Annotated in this window: 21 protein-coding genes; 7 read left to right on the forward strand and 14 right to left on the reverse strand. The window is 35.3% G+C overall.

Going from position 1 to position 19,777, the window contains the following annotated elements; all coding sequences use genetic code 11:
* Positions 1-60 precede the first annotated feature (60 nt).
* Together BC781_RS15990 and BC781_RS15995 are read left to right on the forward strand one after the other, a co-directional pair.
* On the forward strand, positions 61-702 hold the full coding sequence (locus BC781_RS15990) for an RNA polymerase sigma factor (protein WP_109619605.1): 642 nt from the start codon (positions 61-63) through the stop codon (positions 700-702).
* An 86-nt stretch (positions 703-788) separates the two neighbouring features.
* Positions 789-1,343: a hypothetical protein gene (locus BC781_RS15995; RefSeq protein ID WP_109619607.1), complete on the forward strand. Its 555-nt coding sequence runs from the start codon at positions 789-791 to the stop codon at positions 1,341-1,343.
* A 13-nt stretch (positions 1,344-1,356) separates the two neighbouring features.
* Here BC781_RS15995 and BC781_RS16000 read toward each other — a convergent pair whose 3' ends face one another.
* Positions 1,357-3,945, reverse strand: coding sequence for a CHAT domain-containing protein (locus BC781_RS16000; RefSeq protein WP_109619609.1), 2,589 nt, complete (start codon positions 3,943-3,945; stop codon positions 1,357-1,359).
* Between the two features lie 93 nt (positions 3,946-4,038).
* On the opposite strand from BC781_RS16000, the gene BC781_RS16005 reads away from it, so the two are divergent.
* Together BC781_RS16005 and BC781_RS16010 are read left to right on the forward strand one after the other, a co-directional pair.
* A complete protein-coding gene (locus tag BC781_RS16005; protein ID WP_146201708.1) occupies positions 4,039-4,236 on the forward strand; it encodes a hypothetical protein in 198 nt (65 codons plus the stop codon).
* 339 nt (positions 4,237-4,575) lie between these two features.
* The gene (locus BC781_RS16010; RefSeq protein ID WP_146201709.1) at positions 4,576-4,917 is read left to right on the forward strand and encodes a hypothetical protein; all 342 of its coding nucleotides are present in this window, start codon (positions 4,576-4,578) and stop codon (positions 4,915-4,917) included.
* Positions 4,918-4,992: 75 nt separating this feature from the next.
* Here the strand turns inward: BC781_RS16010 and BC781_RS16015 are convergent, their stop codons facing one another.
* The 5 genes from BC781_RS16015 to BC781_RS16035 all read right to left on the reverse strand — a co-directional run bounded on the left by BC781_RS16015 (position 4,993) and on the right by BC781_RS16035 (position 8,466).
* Positions 4,993-5,352, reverse strand: a complete 360-nt coding sequence (locus BC781_RS16015) for a GntR family transcriptional regulator (RefSeq protein ID WP_109619615.1) — start codon at positions 5,350-5,352, stop codon at positions 4,993-4,995.
* Between the two features lie 6 nt (positions 5,353-5,358).
* Positions 5,359-6,126: a hypothetical protein gene (locus BC781_RS16020; RefSeq protein ID WP_109619617.1), complete on the reverse strand. Its 768-nt coding sequence runs from the start codon at positions 6,124-6,126 to the stop codon at positions 5,359-5,361.
* A 47-nt stretch (positions 6,127-6,173) separates the two neighbouring features.
* Positions 6,174-7,013, reverse strand: coding sequence for an ABC transporter ATP-binding protein (locus BC781_RS16025; protein ID WP_109619619.1), 840 nt, complete (start codon positions 7,011-7,013; stop codon positions 6,174-6,176).
* Between the two features lie 91 nt (positions 7,014-7,104).
* Positions 7,105-7,806, reverse strand: coding sequence for a DUF3291 domain-containing protein (locus BC781_RS16030; RefSeq protein WP_109619621.1), 702 nt, complete (start codon positions 7,804-7,806; stop codon positions 7,105-7,107).
* A 117-nt stretch (positions 7,807-7,923) separates the two neighbouring features.
* On the reverse strand, positions 7,924-8,466 hold the full coding sequence (locus tag BC781_RS16035) for a pyridoxamine 5'-phosphate oxidase family protein (protein ID WP_109619623.1): 543 nt from the start codon (positions 8,464-8,466) through the stop codon (positions 7,924-7,926).
* Positions 8,467-8,596: 130 nt separating this feature from the next.
* On the opposite strand from BC781_RS16035, the gene BC781_RS16040 reads away from it, so the two are divergent.
* Positions 8,597-9,535, forward strand: coding sequence for a transporter (locus BC781_RS16040; protein ID WP_109619625.1), 939 nt, complete (start codon positions 8,597-8,599; stop codon positions 9,533-9,535).
* A gap of 60 nt (positions 9,536-9,595) precedes the next feature.
* On the opposite strand, the gene BC781_RS16045 is transcribed toward BC781_RS16040, so the two are convergent.
* A complete protein-coding gene (locus BC781_RS16045) occupies positions 9,596-10,123 on the reverse strand; it encodes a D-glycero-alpha-D-manno-heptose-1,7-bisphosphate 7-phosphatase (RefSeq protein ID WP_109619626.1) in 528 nt (175 codons plus the stop codon).
* A 115-nt stretch (positions 10,124-10,238) separates the two neighbouring features.
* Positions 10,239-11,249 carry a glycosyltransferase gene (locus tag BC781_RS16050; protein WP_109619628.1) on the reverse strand — a complete coding sequence of 337 codons (1,011 nt, stop codon included), beginning with the start codon at positions 11,247-11,249 and terminating at the stop codon, positions 10,239-10,241.
* A gap of 499 nt (positions 11,250-11,748) precedes the next feature.
* Between BC781_RS16050 and BC781_RS16055 the strand changes: the two genes are divergently transcribed.
* Positions 11,749-12,822 (forward strand): Ldh family oxidoreductase, encoded by a 1,074-nt coding sequence (locus tag BC781_RS16055; protein ID WP_109619631.1) that lies wholly within the window; start codon positions 11,749-11,751, stop codon positions 12,820-12,822.
* Between the two features lie 207 nt (positions 12,823-13,029).
* On the opposite strand, the gene BC781_RS16060 is transcribed toward BC781_RS16055, so the two are convergent.
* On the reverse strand, positions 13,030-13,881 hold the full coding sequence (locus tag BC781_RS16060) for a helix-hairpin-helix domain-containing protein (RefSeq protein ID WP_211323849.1): 852 nt from the start codon (positions 13,879-13,881) through the stop codon (positions 13,030-13,032).
* Positions 13,882-14,103: 222 nt separating this feature from the next.
* Here BC781_RS16060 and BC781_RS16065 point away from each other — a divergent pair, with 222 nt between their 5' ends.
* Positions 14,104-15,330, forward strand: a complete 1,227-nt coding sequence (locus BC781_RS16065) for an ROK family protein (protein WP_109619635.1) — start codon at positions 14,104-14,106, stop codon at positions 15,328-15,330.
* 77 nt (positions 15,331-15,407) lie between these two features.
* Here the strand turns inward: BC781_RS16065 and pgmB are convergent, their stop codons facing one another.
* The 5 genes from pgmB to rpsL all read right to left on the reverse strand — a co-directional run bounded on the left by pgmB (position 15,408) and on the right by rpsL (position 19,774).
* Positions 15,408-16,064: a beta-phosphoglucomutase gene (gene pgmB / locus BC781_RS16070; protein WP_109619637.1), complete on the reverse strand. Its 657-nt coding sequence runs from the start codon at positions 16,062-16,064 to the stop codon at positions 15,408-15,410.
* 195 nt (positions 16,065-16,259) lie between these two features.
* A complete protein-coding gene (gene rpsJ, locus BC781_RS16075) occupies positions 16,260-16,565 on the reverse strand; it encodes a 30S ribosomal protein S10 (protein WP_109619639.1) in 306 nt (101 codons plus the stop codon).
* 106 nt (positions 16,566-16,671) lie between these two features.
* A complete protein-coding gene (fusA, locus tag BC781_RS16080) occupies positions 16,672-18,813 on the reverse strand; it encodes an elongation factor G (RefSeq protein WP_109619641.1) in 2,142 nt (713 codons plus the stop codon).
* Positions 18,814-18,819: 6 nt separating this feature from the next.
* A complete protein-coding gene (rpsG, locus tag BC781_RS16085; protein WP_109619643.1) occupies positions 18,820-19,305 on the reverse strand; it encodes a 30S ribosomal protein S7 in 486 nt (161 codons plus the stop codon).
* Between the two features lie 85 nt (positions 19,306-19,390).
* The gene (rpsL, locus tag BC781_RS16090) at positions 19,391-19,774 is read right to left on the reverse strand and encodes a 30S ribosomal protein S12 (protein WP_109619646.1); all 384 of its coding nucleotides are present in this window, start codon (positions 19,772-19,774) and stop codon (positions 19,391-19,393) included.
* Between the last annotated feature and the right edge of the window lie 3 nt (positions 19,775-19,777).

The raw sequence follows: 19,777 nt of genomic DNA on the forward strand, positions 1-19,777 counted from the left end.
AATCAAATAATTAAACCTCATTTCTTATAGAATCTTTAAGGTATTGCTCTCTTTAAAATTATGGCTAAAAAATTATTCTCAATTAAACGAACAGCTTTTTCAACGGAAGAAATAGTTCAAAACATTACTCATAAGAGTAATTATGAGAAGACTATTCAATTTATTTATGAAGATAATTTTGAAGGAATCAAATCATTGATACTATCTATGGGTGGAAATGAATTTGATGCTGAAGATATCTTTCAAGATGCTATAGCTAAATTGATTTGGAGCATTGAAAAGTCTAAATTCAAAGGAAGTGCTAAAATATCCACCTATATCTACACCATCTGTAAAAATATGTGGATCAATACCCAAAAAAAGGAGTACAGATATAAGTTGGTCGATGCACAACAAGATAGCTATTTATTTGATGAATCATTGACTGATGAGACTCCCCTAAAAGAAGACAGTTTGAATGCGAAAAAACAGTTTTCTGAAGCTTTAAAAGAAATTGGAGCTGATTGCCAATCTATTTTTAAATCATTTTATTACGAGGGAAAAACCTTCAATGAAATACTCTCCTTTTTTAATGGTAAATACTCCACCGAACAAGCCATTAGAAATAAAAAAAGCAGATGCTTAAAATATCTGAGACAAAAATTAGAAGAGCGAAACATCTCCTCAGAGGCACTCAATAACATTCTAGATAGCAGCCTATAAGCCTCATTTTAGTTTTATTTTTATCAATCAACTGATTACATTTTTGTATAGCCTTGTCTAATACAAAACATGAACTACTATATATCATGGAAAAGAAGAACTTCAGTCAATCATTTTTTACACCAGAAACTAGTTTAGAGGAGATAGAAACTAGAATCTATCTTGAGTACAAAACTCGAGAACTAACAGCTATTAGACAACGCATGCTTTCAAACAAAAAACGTCGTCTTTATACAAGAGTATCATCAGTAGCCGCATCACTATTGATCTTCTTCATGTTCTCATACGCGAATTTAAATGTATCTCCGAGCTCTATAGCTTTACAAAAAGCAGATAAATACTCTTATCTGTACAGAAACTCATCCGTAAATGAGAAACAAAATATTCCTATACAAGATGCTATAGCTCTCATCCAAAAGTCCGATTTTAAATCTGCAATCAGCTTATTAGAAAAACAAAAGCAAGAACAGTTTTCAGACCATTATGATTGGTATTTGGGTTTGGCTTATTTAGGTGATGGTAAAATGGAAAAGGCTCAGCAGCTTTTCAACTATATTGAAAGCCAGTCAAATCATCTTTACCACAATGAAATAACTACTTATTTCAATTTTCAATTATTTGTTTTAGAAGTAACAAAATAAGTTCTCAACAATTTTAAAATGTTACTTCTGCTTGTTTTGCTGTTCTTTTGGAATGTACATATTTCCAAATACTCCCAAATAGAACTATAGATAATACAAGCATAAAGATTAGGGTGTTATACCAAGGTTCTCGTACAACTTGATCCATGTTCCCACTTATAATCATACCTCCCCAAAACATTGGGTTCATCCTCGCTACAGGATACGCTTCAATGTATTTCAACTTTGCAGCTCTAAGGGCCTCGTCCTTAGGGCTTCCTTTTTTAATCTGGTTATAAAATTCCTTCAGTATAAAAGTTGATGCTTGATCTTCAACTTTCCAAAGACTAGCTAATATTGACGGAGCTTTTGAATAAGCAAACGCTCTTTGCAAACTCATGACCCCCTCTCCATCCATATAATTTCCAATACCCGTATAGCAAGCACTAAGAGAGATCAACTTATGATTAGAAAAATCTAATTCCTCTATTTCTTCAAAACTTAATCCTGTTTTTTCACCTTCTGAGAAAAGATAAATTTCAGCCTCATTCGATGTATTATCAAAATTAGCATGAGTAGCAAAATGAAGGATATCAAACTCGGAGTAAAGCTCTAAAATATTTTCTCGGGTAGCCTCTTCATCTATGATATATCTTTTAGAGATATTTTTAACTTCTTTTGAAGAAAATGGTAAGTCTTTAGATGCAAAAGGAGCTATACCAAGAATACTTAAGTCTTGATTCGGCGCTGTTATTGTCCCTTTTACTAGTAAATCATGATGTAAAGAAAAAGCATAACTTATAGCATGATCTTCTAGTAAATAATGCCTATTTCTCCCAACAGGTAAAACTTCTAATGGTATAGATGATAACTTATCATGTGAAGAAACTACAATACTCTCCTGATGCATTTTAAGAATATTCTGAGGTAAAAGAAGCATTCTTAACTGCTCTAATTTATCTATAAAGGAACGTTCTATAAAGAAGTCACTAGCTTGTAATTGTTTACCTATACCATCTATCAATTTTAAATCTCGATTACTTAAATGGGTTATATGCAACTGAAATTTTTCATCACTAAGTGATACAATCAGTAATTTATTTTTTAGTAAGTAATATGATAAGAAGCTTTTCCCTTTTTCAGTGTAATGCTTTTTAAAGTAAGAACGGATATCATTGGGAAGTAAAAGAGGGCTATCCCTTTGTTCCTTTTTTAATTGAAAGATATCATCTTGAGCTAAATACTCATCCACAGAAATTCGCTGTCCAGCTTTATTCCTCTTATATAAAATATATGATTTAGCATTTTCTGCTATTTCTAAAGCATACAATAAATAATCTTCTTTTTGAGTAGCAATAAAGCGAGTAGAAAAATAGTCTATGAGTTGGTCTTGTAAACTTTTTAGTGAAGCAAGATGCTGTAGTTGATCTTCATCATAATACTGCTTCGAAATAAACTTTTTTAGGTGTATATAAGACTGCCAATACAATTTATCTTTATCTAACAACTCTGGGGCTTGTTCTGCTTTAGCAAAATAGTTATACATCAACTCACTATGTATTATACTATTCGTATCAGCTTTATTTTGTAAATACTGATTTAAAACATCAAAAGACTTTGATAAAAAATCTTGATTTGTTTGATGTTTACTCTCTAAATGAAACTCCTCTAAACTTCTATAAATCCTACTTTGTAAAACCAGATTCCGCTGAGCTTGGGCTTCCATCGATACCTTTACATTTTTCAAAGCTATCTCTAATACCTCGATTCCCTTATTTAAATAACCTAAAGCCTTATAACAATAAGCTTGCTGCCAATATGCTCTTGCAATATAAAAATGGGTTAGAAGATACGTATCTTTATTAATGTCATCTATATATTTCTTTCTTGCTGATAGTGTAGTCTTTATATATTTTTCTAAAGTCTGAATAGCTAGGTTATAATTTCCATTTTTGATTTCAGCTAACGCTAAAAAGTAAAGATATTTATTTGAGTTTATTCTACTTTTCTTATTTATATCAATCTTTTGTATTATTTCATTAGCTGCAGAAAAAGCATCTTTTGAGAGTAAAAAACCAATGTAATTTGAATAATCAATTTCATTAGCTGATAAACCTAAAGCATATAGCTGTATATTTTCACCTAGATGAAATTCCTGCTTTTGATAAAGATTATGAGCCAAGCCAGTTAGTGCTAAAGATATGACCTTATCACTCTGTCCATTTTTTTTTGAAAATAAATATCTTTTATGATAATAAAATTCCGCAGAGTCTAAATTCCCAACTCTATTGTGATAATCACCAAGTAAATCTAGTACTCTTGAATAAAATCTGGGGGACTCAATATTACCTTTTTCAAAATTTTTCATTGAAGCATGAGCTTCTGAATAACATTTGACAGGGTCTATCACATCCCTCAAGTATATATATGCTAAATAATATTGAGCATAAGCTTTAGTCGTAGCATCATTAGTAACTTCTGTTACCTTTTGCATATAATTAGCTGAACTATTAAATTTTCTTTCCTTATAAGCCTCATGTCCAAGACTAAGTAAATCACTGTCTTTATGAGACTTAACAAAAGGCATAAAAAGGATTTGAAGAAAAATAAATAAATAAATCATAAAAAAAATGATTCGACTGATTACAAATAAAGGCTTTCATTGTCTAAGATAACAAAAGAAAAAAATACAAAACTAAAATTTAAAAATACAAACATGAGAAAGCTAATTGCCATCATCGCTTTATTCAGTTTATGTTTATTTTTTCATAGTTGTAATGAAGAAACTGAAATTGCTCCTATGCAAAATACAACAAATGAAAATCAAATTGCAGCAGACTCTGTAAATTTTATGATGATACAGTCAGCTAGTTATACAGATCCCAATGAAGAGGGTGAAAGTGAAGAAAATTAAGCTTTTTCAAAAACTATATCCCCAATAATAGGTCAATAAACAAGACCAAATATTCTGCATAATATCGAAATAGGTTTCAATTTTACAGTATCACATCCTATTTCTTGATTACACAAATCATTTATCTGTAGTCTTTTATAAAGATCTAGAGAATCTAAATGATAGTATATATTCTTAGTTTAACGTAACCCCGTTAGTGTAAACTCTTTGGGTCGGAGGGATTATAGCCCCACCCTCCCCCAATTGAGTTTTTTAATTCATTTGCAACTAGGGTGAATAATCAAGAGAAAACTGATGAGAGTGATGACTAAACATGACATAAGACAACTTAACGTTCATATGAACATAGAAAGTAATAACTATAAGTTAGTGAGTAATACTAATGAAATAGTTATTGGAAAGCCTCTTGTCATGATTTTAAATCTGCTTCAAGAAGGTAAATCCATCAATGAGATCGCTCACATTTTACAGTATACATTTCCATCAGTTTCAATAATTGAGCTAGAACATATGATCAAATGCGTTTTAGATCAATTAGAACAAAGGCTCTGCCTTAAAGAAAAGAAGAGTCAAATCATTTTAGGTACTTCATGGGTTCATGATTTTGGAGAAAGAATATTGATTCAAATTCACTCATCAATTAAACAGCTGAGCAAGATTTGGAAATATATGATTCTATAACACTACTCAGAACCTTACATAATCACAACAAAACAAAAGACATAGGTAGTTTTTACCTATGCCTTTTTAGTTTATCTAGCTTTGGAATAATTGGAACTGTTGTTTCAAATCTTCCCAATCAATTTGTAGTAACTCCATATTTTTGAAAAATGATGGAACTTCATTCATCAAAAACACTTTTCTTCTAACATCTAACACTTTGCTATAAGCATCTGCAGAAATGAAATAACCAATACCTCTTTTATTGTATATAATTCCCTGATCTTGAAGATAAGTATAGGTTCTCATAGCAGTGTTTGGATTCACCTCTAACTCTACTGCTAACTGACGCACAGAGGGAATACGTTCTCCTTCTTTCCATATCTTTTTCAAGATATTCTCAATCAGAAGATCGGCTATTTGTAAGTAGATTGACTTTTTACTATTAAACTCCATAAGCGATTAGGCTTCTATTGTTTTAAATCTTCGATACCCCATAGCCCAAAAGAATACAGTAGCTATATACATTAGAGCTGTTAAAATATTCTCAAAAGCGGCTTTGTCCACTTCATTTTGAAGATTCAGAACTCCTCCTGGTAACTGAGTATTTGTTCTAGTAATCATTTCTCCATTTTGCATAACTGTAACGCTGCTTTCAGATTGAATTAATCCTGTAACAATGTCCATTGCATCCAATGTAAACATTGTTATTATTGAAACAAGACCTAATACAAACAAGAATAATAATGATTTGATCAATGGATTTTTCTGAAAAATAGCTCCTCCGAAAAAGAAGAATCCATGAATAAATACTGTAGTCAATAGAAGTTCAGAAGTCCAACCTCCAAGACTTAATAAGGAAAATGCACCTAGATTGAAAACTGCCCATATTCCTTGTCCTAACAAACTAACCACAAAATGTAATGTGATCACAAAGACAATAAACCCGATCAGTGACTTGAACCAGTGTACAAAAAACTTCTCTTCTAGTGAGCTTGGAATGGTCATGTAATGTAAAACCTTCGTCGATTCGTTGAGATGTCCATAAGCTCTAACTCCCACGATTGCTGCGCCTATCGTAAGTACCGTACTTAAAATACTTCTATGAAAATCAGTATCTACACCGTCATTTGAGAAAATACTACTGAGCAATGCTAAACTGATTACTGCAATAATATAAGTTGCAGCAGTGTACATTAATTTTTTCTTACTAACTATCCATTCATACATGAATAGATTTTTTAATCTAAGAATTGATATAGCTTGGTTCATGATTTCTAGCTTAGGGTTTCAAATACTTCTTCAAACTTCTGTGGTTCACTCGTAACTCCATTAAAGAGTAATTCAAGATTTATATTCGAATTTACTCCCTCTTCATTCAAGCCTATGACGTAATCATTACCTATAGCAGTTTCATAATAAAGAGGGTTGTTCACGCTCATTTCTTGCTGTCTTGTGAATACCAACTTGTCTGTGATTTGCTCACAACTTTGGTTGAAAACTACTCTTCCTTGATCAACAATAATGATAGGATCAATTAAGCTTTCTAAGTCTCTTACTTGGTGTGTTGAAATGATGAAGATGCGTTCTTCACTTGCATTTGAGGCTATAATTTTTCTGAATTGACTTTTTGATGGAATATCCAAACCATTGGTAGGTTCATCCATCAATACAATTTTACAGTTTGTAGCTAAAGCAAAAGCAATTAAAACCTTCTTCTTTTGTCCGTAAGAAAGCTCTTTCAGATGTCCTGCCCAATCTACTTTAAATTCTGTGAGACAGTCTCTGAATTGTTTGGGATTATAATTTGGGTAAAAAGGAGCTAGTGCCTTCTCATAATCAGTGATAGACAAATCAGGCAAATAAAACTCTTCAGCAAGCAAAAATATGTCTTGAAGTACCTCTGGATTTCTCTCTTTACTTTCATAGCCGAAAACTTTACAACTTCCTTCTTTCGGAAATTTTAGTCCCATGATAATCTTAAAAAGAGTCGATTTACCAGCTCCATTCTGACCTAAGAGTCCATATATATTTCCAGATACAAGTTTTAGATCAAGCTGATCATACAGTTTTTTATTTCTCTTATAACCAAAAGAGAGTTTATTTATTTCTATCATAAAAAGTACTGATTTAGTGTTCTAGCATATTAGTACACGTAAGCTAAAAAATTTTGTTCTAAAAATTCATGTTTGAATTCAAAAAAAAATATCAAGTAGTCAAAATCTGTTTCCCTTCCCATGTCCCTTCAACTTTAAACGGATAGAATCTTGTAAACATTTCTTCCTTATACCATTTCAAAGTTCTAGTTTTCTTTATCGCACTTTTATGTCCATTATGAGAGTAAGCAAAGGATTTCATTACCTCTTCATTTTCCCAAAGACTAAAAGTCGCAATCTGAAAAATAGGAATTTCAGCGACTCCTTTACTGAACAATAAACCTTCATAAGTTTGAAGTTGCTTTTGAGAACTTGGCACTGATGACCAAAAATGAAATAAAAGGGAAGGCTTTATTGTAGCTCTCGTAAGAACTGCTATCGGGATATTTTGAGTATCCACTTTTTCACTAGAAATAAAAGGGTTTTCTCCATTCCAAACACCTTTAGTTAGAATGGTTTTCATATACAATGTACAAGTCTCAATGGTATGAATTTTATATAATTCAATCAATTCTGAGGATTCAAAAAAATGGACTGCATCTTTCTCAGAAGTCCAAGTTTGCAGTAAACTATAAACAGACCAATCGGGCAAAGGATTAAAACCTAAGCCTGCACCACTCCCCATCAACTTATACGATGTTTGACCCTTTATTTTTTTCAGATATTGATGAGCATCTTGCATCATTTTAAATGCCCAAAATTTAGATTTTAAACTATCATATTTGAAGAAGGAAATTGTAGTAATTGGTTGCATAAAAGAATGAAGTAAGTACGTTTTAGCTAGTAAATACAGCTATTGAGATATTTTTTAGGCTCAGCTATATTTTACTTTCAAACACTCATTTCTTGAGCTTGGTTCTTGTAAGTCTAACTAAGGTACAAGTCTTGTCTTTATCCATTTATCACCTTTCTTCTGATATAAAAATCTTTGGTGTTCAGCTCTGTCTAATTGAAGGATATCTAACTCTGAAGCGTGTAAAAGAATTAAAGAAAAGTGTAATTTTTCACCAAACTTCAAATCTGAAGACAAAGGTGAGCTAGGAGAAAGTAAACTTTGATAATCTGAAACAGACGGAGCCTGTTTTGCTCTTTCTAATTGTTCATGATAAAATATAGAATCAGTGCCTATCAATTCTGCTTTTGCTCTTATCCGTATTTGCAGTTGCTTTTTGGAATGATAAAATAGCACTGAAACATTCGGGTGTTTTTTCAACTGCTCAACTTTAGGACTTCTAGAATCTGTAAAAAAATAAATAGAGAAATCATCTTTTATTCCTCTTTTGACAACTGTTCTTAGTTCTGGGAAATTTTGATCTGAATTATAACTTCCTAAAGTAAAAAATCGGAAAGGATGCTTACGATCAGCATTACTTCGTGCTAATTCTTGTTTCGCTTCTTCAAAAAGATTCATCATAAAATGAGCAAATAGAAATTTAGATTTGAATAATTAAAAGAACTACAACTGAATTGTTTAATCCTCTATCAATTCCTTTCATGAAGAAATTAATTTGGATAACCTTATAAATCATGATTAGGATTTAGAAATGACTTTAAAAAAAGCCCTCTATTTTGCCTTTACTTGCTTTCTCATAATATTCGGTACAATTTCAGTGAAAGCTCAAAAAGAAGAGTTAACCGAAGCTCAACTTGAAGCTTTAGCTAGAGCAATGGACAACCCTCTAACACAAGTCTGGAGTCTAGCATTTCAGAACAATACGGTTTGGGTGAATAACAATGTAAATGATGATACCCAATCTGCTAATCTTTTTAGTTTTCAGCCTATTCTTCCTATGCCTTTGGGTGAAGATTATTTATTCTTTGTTCGTCCTGTTTTCAATCTAATCACATTACCTAAATTTGACATAGATCAACCCGATTTCTTTGATGGGCATGATACAGGTTTTGGGGATATTATTTTAGGAGCAGGTTTTGGTCCCAAGAAATCTGAAGGATTATTATGGGGATTGGGAGCTTCTTTTATTTTTCCTACTGCAAGTTCTTCCTCTTTTGGTTCTGGAAAATGGCAATTAGGTCCTGCCGGAATTCTATTCTACATCAAGAAAAAGTTTCTCGTTGGTACTTTAGCGCAGCAATGGTGGTCTGTAGGCGGAGATAGTGATAGACCACGAACTAACCATGCGAGTTTCCTTTGTTTTTTTGTTTATAATCTCCCCAATCAGTGGCAACTACGCTACAACCCTAATATTGTAGCCGATTGGACAGCAGATGATGGTAAAGTCTTTTTCCCAATTGGATTAGGAGTTGGAAAAATGACAAAACTTGGAAAGGTACCAATTAAGTTAATGCTTGAAGGACAATATGGTGCTGTCAAACCTAATTTATTAGCACCTTTTCAAACCTTACCCATTCCAGGTGCTCCAGGTATAGACGCAGGAATTGATTGGCTTTTGAGATTTCAAATCAACTTCGTTATTCCTAGTCCATTCGGTGATATTGGAAAAATCTTGAAAATGCACGAATAAAAAAATAGGGTAAAAAGTATATAACTCTTTACCCTATTCAAATTCACTAATGTGAACAATTTATTTTTCGCTAGCCAAGATAATGTTATCTACGGCATCCAAAAGATCTTTAGCATAGTGTGTTGAACATGAACCTTCCACAGGCTCATTATCTACTTGAATTCTGTGAGGAATTCCTACTTCTAAAGCAGGTACCAAATCTCTTTCTTTATCACCAATCATCCAAGTGTTTTCAAGATCTGCATCGAACTTGTACAAAGCGCGCTCAAACATCAAAGTTCCTGGCTTACGGCTCAAAGAATTTGACCATTTCTCATGCAATGGCGCATAGTACATATAATCGATTGCATTATCACAAGCTTCCTGAAGTGCATTGTGACAGATCATCACATCTTTCTTCTCATAAACTCCTTTTACAATTCCCGACTGATTTGTAAGGATTACTAATTTGAAACCTGCATCTTTTAGCTTTTGTAAAGCTTCTGGAACACCAGGTAAAATCTCAAATTTGTCTAATGTATAAGCGTAATCAACGTAGTCTTTATTTAGAACTCCATCTCTATCTAGAAAAACGCATTTCGTCTTCATCCGACCCTTATTAGTTTTTTATCAAAGTTTATAAGAAATATTCAGCCTACAAAGCTAGTTATTCCGTCTGATAAGACCATGCGAAATTCTTAAAATATTATAAATCTGTGGTTTATTAAAAAGTACGACCTTTCCATTTCACTTTTGGAGTAAACAAATAATAGATTAGTAAACTGAAGTTGAAATACAATAAATAGAAGTCAAATGCGGCAAAATCCAAAGGTCTTACTTTCAAAGCCAGACTTCGGTGAATCCAATATTGAGAAGCCCAAAGAAATAAAATTCTTGTAGCCCAAGCAGCAATAGTTAGTAAAGGATAAAAAGCCATACCTACAAGAAGAGCTAAAAGAGCAAAAGAATTAGAAATCAGAATACCTCTGATCCAAAGTGGTGTCTCTAACGCTCCGTGCATCCATCGCCTTCTTTGCTTGAATAACTCCTTCCAACTCAAACAAGGCTCAGTTATACACAAAGTTTCTCTTGAATATCGGTGGATTACCTTAAAACCATTTTTCTTGAAAAGCTGACACAAAGCATAATCTTCTACAGGCGTATGTTTAATCGCTGTATATCCCCCAACCTTCAGATAAGTTTGTGTATGTACAAGCATATTGTTTCCGAGTGCAGTAGGCGGATTTCCTCTTTTACTTGCTTGTGAAATAAAAAATAATGCAATTAGCCAATCAAGTCCTTGAAGGCGGTGAAAAAGTTTTCCCTCAGTAACTGTAGTGGCACCTGTGATCATACACTCAGCAGGCTCATTTTCCTTTGGCAGCATACTCTCTACCCAAGAAGATGGTACTTGAATGTCTGCATCGGTATACATTAAATAATCAGGGTTTGAATAAGGAATTGCTTGCTTTTCCAATTGAACCAATACATTGGTTTTCCCTTTCAAACCATCAATCTGCCCTTCAATATTTACAAGGTGGAAATTAGGCTTATCAGCAATAAATTCTCTGACTAAAGCCTCTGTGCGGTCTTCCGAACCATCATTTCCTACCCACACTTCCCAAGTCGCTCTTTCAGACTCAAGAGCTGCAATGGATTGAAGGCAATTAATGATGTTCGTTTCTTCGTTTCGGGCAGCAATCAAGATGCTGACTTTTATTGCTTTACTTTCCAATTTTTATTAAAAAATATAGTGTGTTAACTTTGTCCGCCAGATAAAAACGCTTAAGGTTTGAATTTATCTATTCTGAGCCTTTATAGTTTTATCTTAATTTTTGCGAACAATTTTACTTATTTCAAGAAGTTCTCCCTTCCTTAAGGGAAAATGCTGGTTATAAACGCTTCTTGTCATAATTGAAGCCTTTCCCTAATGTAAAGTATTTTAGGGTCTTATGTGTAAATGTGTAGTTGAAAATTTCAAACTATAATGTGAGCATAATGTAAATGATGGAGAGTTTACCTTAAGGTAATTTTACCATAATTTTAGTTTCAAAAACTAATAAAGTTCCCGAAATCTAAAAAAGATGTATTTATCTAAGACGAGTAGGGAAATCAATTTTTAAATGAAATAAAGTGGGAGAGAAACTCTCCAAAAAATAAACTTCATGTCGAGACCCGACTGATTCATATATTACAAGGCTCGGTAGTCTCGATGAGTATTAATTGCATTGTATATGTTTTCTTATAAACAATTACAGGACTTTTGTATTTCAGTATTCCAAGAAATGGGATGTCCTATTGAAGAAGCTGAAATGGCTGCAAAAGTTTTGATTTCTGCTGACCTTAGAGGGGTAGATTCGCATGGTGTGGCACGTCTTATTGGCTATGTGCGACTTTGGAAAAATGGAAGAATTAATCCGACACCAAATATCAAGATTGTTCATGAAACACCAAGTACTGCGGTAGTAGACGGTGATGCTGGTCTTGGACTTGTTGTGGCTCCAAAAACGATGGAGATCGTGATGGACAAGGCTGACAACGTAGGAACGGGATGGGCTTCTGTCAAAAACTCGAATCATTACGGGATAGCTGGTCATCATGCTATGATGGCACTTGAAAGAGATATGATTGGGATGTCAATGACTAATGCTAGTCCGTTAGTAGCTCCTACTTTTGCCAAAGAACGTATGTTGGGTACAAACCCAATCGCGGTAGCTATTCCTGCCAATGAGCAACCTCCGTTTGTGGCAGATTTTGCAACAACAACAGCAGCAAATGGAAAGCTAGAAATCTTGCAACGTAAGCAAGAGGAAGCCCCAACAGGTTGGGTTCAAGATGCAGATGGAAATCAATCTGTAGATGCTTCAGCCCTGAAAGGTGGAGGAGCTTTATTACCTCTAGGAAGTGACAGAGTTCGTAGTAGCCATAAAGGATATTGCTTAGGGTCAATCGTAGATATTTTCTCAGCAGTATTTTCGGGGGCAAATTTTGGCCCTTGGGCTCCACCATTTGTAAGTTTCTTGCCTTTGCATCCTAATCCGGTTGGGGAAGGTCTGGGGCATTTCTTTGGTGCAATGCGTGTAGATGCATTCCGTCCTGCCGATGAATTTAAGGCCGATATGGATACTTGGATTTCTCGATTCAGAGAAGCAGAACCTGTTTCTCCAGATCAGAAAGTATTAATTCCGGGTGATCCTGAGCGTGAGTTTGAAAAAATCAGAAAGTTAGAAGGAATCCCATTGTTGGATCCTGTGATAAAAGATTTGGAAGAAGTAGCTGCTGAATTTGGAATGAAATTTCCGCTTTAATAAAGCTATTTCTAACAGAGTTATTCACAATTGGAGGCGTTTCTACTGGAAACGTCTCTTTTTAGTTGGTGAAATGTTGAAAAACCTACCTAAAAGTGTTGATAAGTCTGACTTGTTCACTTCGATTGTTGATAAATGAAAGATAAAATCAAGAAAATCAGAAATCTAAACCATTAATTGTTGATAACTTTTTGAAAAATAAGAATTTCACAAACTTGGATTTTCAGTAAAGTCTAAATAAGGTAGGATTCGATCAATCGTCTTTTTGTTTACATATTTCAGTGATTTGAAATCTTCGTCAGTTAAAAATGCCCCATGCTGTTCTCGGTAATTCACAATTAGTTTTGCCTCTTTCCAAGTCAGATAAGGATGACGACCTAATTGCATATAGCTAATGTGATTGATATGGATTCTTTTGATTTGAGCCTTATCGATTACACAATATTTTCTTAAACTATCGACCAATACTTCAGGAAAGTATTCAATCTCCATCAGCTGATTAAAAGCATAAAAACTTCCTAGCTTATTTCTGTAATTGATAATAGACTTTGCTCGCTTTTCTCCAATCCCTTTAATCTGTTTGAAGTCTTCTTGATTCCCAGTATTTAAATCAAAATTCTTAATTTCTTTCTTTTTAAACTTCACAAAAATCTGAGAGGAATCGCTCTGTATAGAATCCTTTTTATCTTTCACATAAAAATTCTTCTTTGCGTATTTTTTCTGAAACTTCTTTCTTTGAGGAATTGAAATATACTGTTCTAACTTCTGATAGGTAGAATCAGTTAATCCATATATTTTTCTTAGATCTTCTTTCTTATAAAAAATACCTCCTTTAGACTTAAAGTTTTCAATTCTAACAGATAGGTACGAAGGCATTCCCAACTTTTCCCATTCTTCTAAACCTATTTTATTCGGATTAAAAGTGAAATATTCTACTGGTTTCTCTTTCTGCTGTTCTTCTTCTTTCTCAATCGCTTTCAGCAAACTATCATATTCGTGAGCTAAATAATCTGATTCTTTAAGAGGGAAAAAAGTATCCCATAAACTTGAAATAAACATAGATGTGAAAAGTAGAGATATAAGTAAAAATAATGCGTTCGTTTCTCTCTTACTGAGTTGAAAAAAGTGTTGTACTTTCTGAAAAAAAGCCTTGAACATCGTTTATGTTTCTATTTTTGGGTAAAGTAGAATGAGGTTAATCGATAAATTCGTATTGGTTGTAGGAAAAATAAGCGTTTTTTATTTTAAATTGTCAATGATACAGCAGATAACTTTTAGAGGATGGAGAAAAAAGCTACAGGGAAAGTTTCGGTAAAGAAAGAAATTAGAAAGAGACAGATCATGCAATTATTTCGAGAGAAGGAAATTCTGTCTCCATCCGAAATTGCTAAAGAAACACAATTGACATTACCCATGTCTTCAAGCTTAACCAAAGAGCTTCAAGACGAAGGATATATTAAACTAACAGATGTAGAAGTTAGTAAAGTTGGTCGTCCACCAACTTCATACAAACTAGATGCAGAAGGAGGATATTTTTTAGGTGTAAATATTGGTGGTAGAAGAACTACTGCAATTATGCTTAACCTTTGTGAAGAAGAGATTGGTTTCCAATCATTCTCTAGTGGAAACCTTGATGGAGGCCCAGAAGATTTAATCAAAATCCTAGATCAAGTACAAGAATTTATTTCTTCTTGTGATGTTGAGAAAGAAAAAATCATTGGTTGTGGTATTGCAATCACAGGTTTGGTAAATAGCAAAACTGGAGAGACGTTCACTCACTTCAAGACACTTGGATTCAGAGATTTCTGTCAAGAATATCTGAAAATCCCTGTACAAATTGAAAACAATATTAACTCCGTTGTTCTGGGAGAAAAGTATTTTGGCTCAGCCAAAGACATTGACAATGTTGCTTGTATCTCATTGGGTTGGGGTATTGGTATGGGACTCTTGGTTAACGGAGAGCTTTATACGGGTAACTCGGGTCTAGCAGGTGAGATCGGTCACATCAAAGTAGAAGAAAATGGTGTTGTTTGTACTTGCGGAAAGATTGGCTGTTTGGAGACTGTTGCTTCAGGCCGTGCAATTGTAAAGCAGCTTAAATCTTCTCTAAGAGAAGGAGCTGAAACACGTCTGAATAACCTTGATGAGGAGAGACAGCGTCGTTATTATCTATTGGAAGCATTTGTAGAGGAAGTAAAAAAAGGTGATTTACTTTCAATGCAAGTAATGGAAAATGTAGGTGCTTATATAGGTAAAAGTTTGGGTACTTTTATCAACCTATTCAACCCTGAGTTAATTATTCTGAGTGGTATTCTGAGTGAAGCTGGTGATAGTATTCTTTATCCTGTCCGATCTTCCATCATGAAAAACTCATTGATTGAAATATATAACGATATTAAGCTTGAAGCTTCTGATCTTGGGCAAAAAGCGGGTAGCTTAGGAGCTACGACACTTGTTTCGGAACACTTATTTGGAACTTCTAAGATTAATGCAGATTTGTACGTATAGTTTTCTGGCTAAAGCACATAAAAAAAGGGATGATACAACTATCATCCCTTTTTTAATAGAGCTAAAACTAAGAGCTATTAAGCCAAAGCTTTCTTAAGGTCTTCTACTGAGAAGTTTGCGAAACCAGGAACTACGATATTCGCTTTTCCTAATGCTTCTTCTTCACCAATACCTACTACTCTCATTCCTCCGTTGATAGCAGCTTCTACACCTGCTTCAGCATCTTCAAATACTACACATTCAGCAGGAGTTGTTCCTGTTGCTTCAGCACCTTTCAAGAATACTTCAGGATCTGGCTTAGCAGCAGATACAGAAGTACCGTCGATAATTGCATCGAAGTAATCAGTAATATTTAAAAGATTAAGGATACGCATTGCGTTTTTAGACGCAGAGCCTAGTGCTACTTTCACTCCTTCAGCTTTCAATGCTTTCAAGAAGTCTAAAACACCTGGAAGAATCTCATCTTCTTTCATTTGGTCTACGTACTCCAAGTACCAGTCATTCTTCTTTGTCATGAATGAATTGAAATCTTCTTCAGAAAGTGTTTTACCACCTAGCTCAAGAATGATTTCCAAAGAACGAACTCTACTTACACCTTTTAGTTTCTCATTGTCATCTTCTGTGAAGTTGATTCCCAATTCATCAGCAAGACGTTTCCAAGCTAGGAAATGATATTTAGCAGTATCAACAATAACTCCGTCAAGGTCGAAAAGGCAAGCTTTGATTGTACTCATGTTCGTATGTCTTATTTTTTCATTTTCATATTAACCGTACTCTTTCTACAACATGCGGAAAGCTTCAAAATGTTCGAAACGGTTATTATACAGGTCAAAACTAAGGTATTCGGGGGGGATATGATAGTATATATAAAAAAAAATCTCCGCAACCGTTTGAGTTGCGGAGATTCTTATATTCGATGCAAAATAGAATCAGACTTTGATTTCTACATCAACACCACTAGGTAATTCTAATCTCATAAGAGCATCAACAGTCTTCGAGTTTGTTGGGAAGATGTCAACCAATCTTTTGTAAGTACAAAGTTGGAATTGCTCTCTTGATTTTTTGTTTACGTGTGGTGAACGCAAAACTGTAAATTTCTCTTTACGAGTTGGAAGTGGAATTGGACCACTAACTACTGCACCTGTTTTCTTTACAGCTTCAACGATTTTGGCTGCAGACTTATCAACCAAGTTATGGTCGTAAGACTTTAGTTTGATTCTGATTTTTTGTGTCATAATTTCTTAGTATTAAAATTAGCCGTCTGCTAATAAGAAAGCTAAAAGAAGTGACCTAAAGTTCGATTACCTTAGGTCAGGCTTCCTAATATATTCTAAAATCGGATTACTCTCCTCTTGCTGCCTTAATTACTTCCTCTTGGATGTTTCTTGGCACCTCTTTGTACTCTGAGAACGTCAATGACGCAGAAGCACGACCAGAAGTAATCGTACGAAGATCAGTTACATAACCGAATAGCTCTGCTAAAGGTACATCAGCTTTTACTACAACTGCACCGTTAGAAACTTCCTGTCCTTTTGGAAGACCACGACGCTTGTTGATATCACCGATTACCGCACCAGTGTATTCGTCTGGAGTAACTACAGATACTTCCATGATTGGCTCAAGGATAACTGGGCTACAGCTCTTAGCAGCAGCTTTGAAACCTAGTTTTGCCGCCAATTCGAATGACAATGCATCTGAATCGACATCATGGTAAGAACCGAAGAACAAACGAACTCTCATTGCATCGATAGGGAAACCTGCCAACGCACCGTTGCTCATTGTAGCTTCGAAACCTTTTTGGATCGCTGGGATGAATTCTTTAGGAACTACACCACCTTTGATCTCGTCCACAAACTGAAGACCTGGTTGTACAACACCGTTCTCATCTGGCTCAGCTGGGCTAAGTTCGAATTGGATATCGGCGAATTTACCTTTACCACCAGTTTGTTTCTTGTATACCTCTCTGTGCTCAGTAGAACCTTTGATAGCCTCACGGTATGCTACTTGAGGAGCACCTTGGTTGATCTCTACGTTGAATTCACGACGAAGACGGTCGATGATGATCTCTAAGTGAAGCTCACCCATACCTCTCAAGATCGTTTGACCAGTTTCGTGGTCAGTCTCAACTGTAAGTGTTGGATCTTCCTCTACTAGTTTAGCAATAGCTACACCCAATTTATCTACGTCACCTTTAGTTTTAGGCTCGATAGCAATACCAATTACTGGCTCTGGGAATACCATTTCTTCTAGTACGATAGGAGCACCAAGCTCTACAAGAGTATCACCTGTTTTGATGTCTTTGAAACCTACACCCGCACAGATATCACCAGCCTCAACAAATGGGATTGGGTTCTGCTTGTTCGAGTGCATTTGCATCAAACGAGAGATACGCTCTTTTTTACCTGTACGCATGTTCAAGATGTATGAACCTGCTTCCAAAGTACCAGAGTAAGCACGCATGAAACACAAACGACCTACGAATGGGTCAGTTGCGATTTTAAATGCAAGTGCTGCAAATTTATCTGAAGGATCTGCTTTACGAGTCTCTTCTTCACCTGTTTCAGGGTTAGTACCTACTGTATCAGGCAAATCAAGTGGAGATGGCAAGTAAGAACAAACAGCATCAAGCAATGCTTGAACACCTTTGTTTTTAAATGCTGAACCACACATAACTGGAGAGAATTCCATGTTCATTACAGCCTTACGAACTGCAGCACGGATTTCTTCAACAGTAATTGAATCTGGATCGTCGAAGAATTTCTCCATCAACTCTTCGTTGTGAGTTGATACAGCTTCGATCAATGCCTCACGAGCTTCAGCTACATCGTCAACCATATCCGCAGGGATATCGATCACTTCGTAAGTAAAGCCTTGATCTTCCTCATTCCAAACGATAGCTTCGTTTGTAATCAAGTCAACAACACCTCTGAATCCTTCTTCAGCACCGATTGGCAATTGTAAAGGAACTGGAGTTGCACCCAATTTCTCTTCAATTGTTTTCACGGCTTTCATGAAGTCAGCTCCCGCACGGTCCATTTTGTTGATGAAACAGATACGAGGTACCTTATAATCATCAGCCTGACGCCATACAGTTTCTGATTGAGGCTCTACACCTGATACGGCACAGAAAAGAGCTACAGCTCCATCCAATACACGAAGTGAACGAGCTACCTCTACAGTAAAGTCAACGTGACCAGGAGTATCAATAATGTTTACTTTGTACTCTTCTGAAGCTGGAGTTGCCTTACCTTGTTCAGTAGGGTAATTCCATGTTGTAGTAGTTGCAGCAGAAGTAATTGTAATACCTCTTTCCTGCTCCTGCTCCATCCAGTCCATAGTTGCTGCACCATCGTGTACCTCACCAATTTTGTGAGATTTACCAGTATAGTACAGAATACGTTCTGTAGTTGTTGTCTTACCGGCATCGATGTGCGCCATGATACCGATATTTCTTTGATGCGAAAGTCCGATTTTCTTAGCCACTGCTTATTAGAATCTAAAGTGTGAGAATGCTTTGTTTGCTTCTGCCATACGATGAGTGTCGTCCTTCTTCTTCATAGCACCACCTTCACCTTTCGATGCAGCGATGATCTCCCCAGCAAGACGCTCAATCATAGTTTTTTCGTTACGCTTTCTAGCGAACATGATCATCCATTTGATACCAAGCGATTGCTTACGCTCTGGACGAACTTCCATTGGTACTTGGAATGTAGCACCACCAACACGACGAGATTTAACCTCAACAGCAGGAGTACAGTTGTTTAGCGCTTTTTTCCAAACATCCAATCCGCTTACAGGCTCGTCACTGTTTTTACCTAGTCTTTCTTCAACCAATTCAAGTGCTCCGTAGAAGATTTTGTAAGAAACACTTTTTTTACCGTCCAACATCAAGTTGTTAACGAACTTAGTTACCAAAGTATCCCCGAATTTAGGATCAGGAAGGACGTATCTCTTTTTTGGTTTACTTTTTCTCATTGTTATTCTTTTTTACAGCAACCCGTCCGGTTGCTTTCAAATTAATACTTAGTTAGAAAGAAAAATTTTTGCCTTTTTTAGAAGATTACTTCTTAGCTGCTTTAGGACGTTTAGCACCGTATTTAGAACGACGCTGAGTTCTTCCTTCAACACCAGCAGTATCCAACGCACCACGAACGATGTGGTAACGAACCCCTGGTAAATCTTTTACTCTACCACCACGGATAAGCACGATAGAGTGCTCTTGTAGGTTGTGACCTTCACCTGGGATGTAGGCATTCACCTCTTTACCGTTTGTCAACCTTACTCTGGCAACTTTACGCATTGCTGAGTTTGGTTTCTTAGGAGTTGTTGTATATACACGAGTACATACACCTCTTCTTTGTGGGCACGAGTCCAAAGCCGGAGACTTAGACTTGTATTCAATTTTCTTTCTACCCTTTCTTACTAATTGTTGAATAGTAGGCATTTA

Origin of the sequence: Sediminitomix flava (assembly GCF_003149185.1) — a bacterium.
GTDB classification, from domain to species: domain Bacteria; phylum Bacteroidota; class Bacteroidia; order Cytophagales; family Flammeovirgaceae; genus Sediminitomix; species Sediminitomix flava.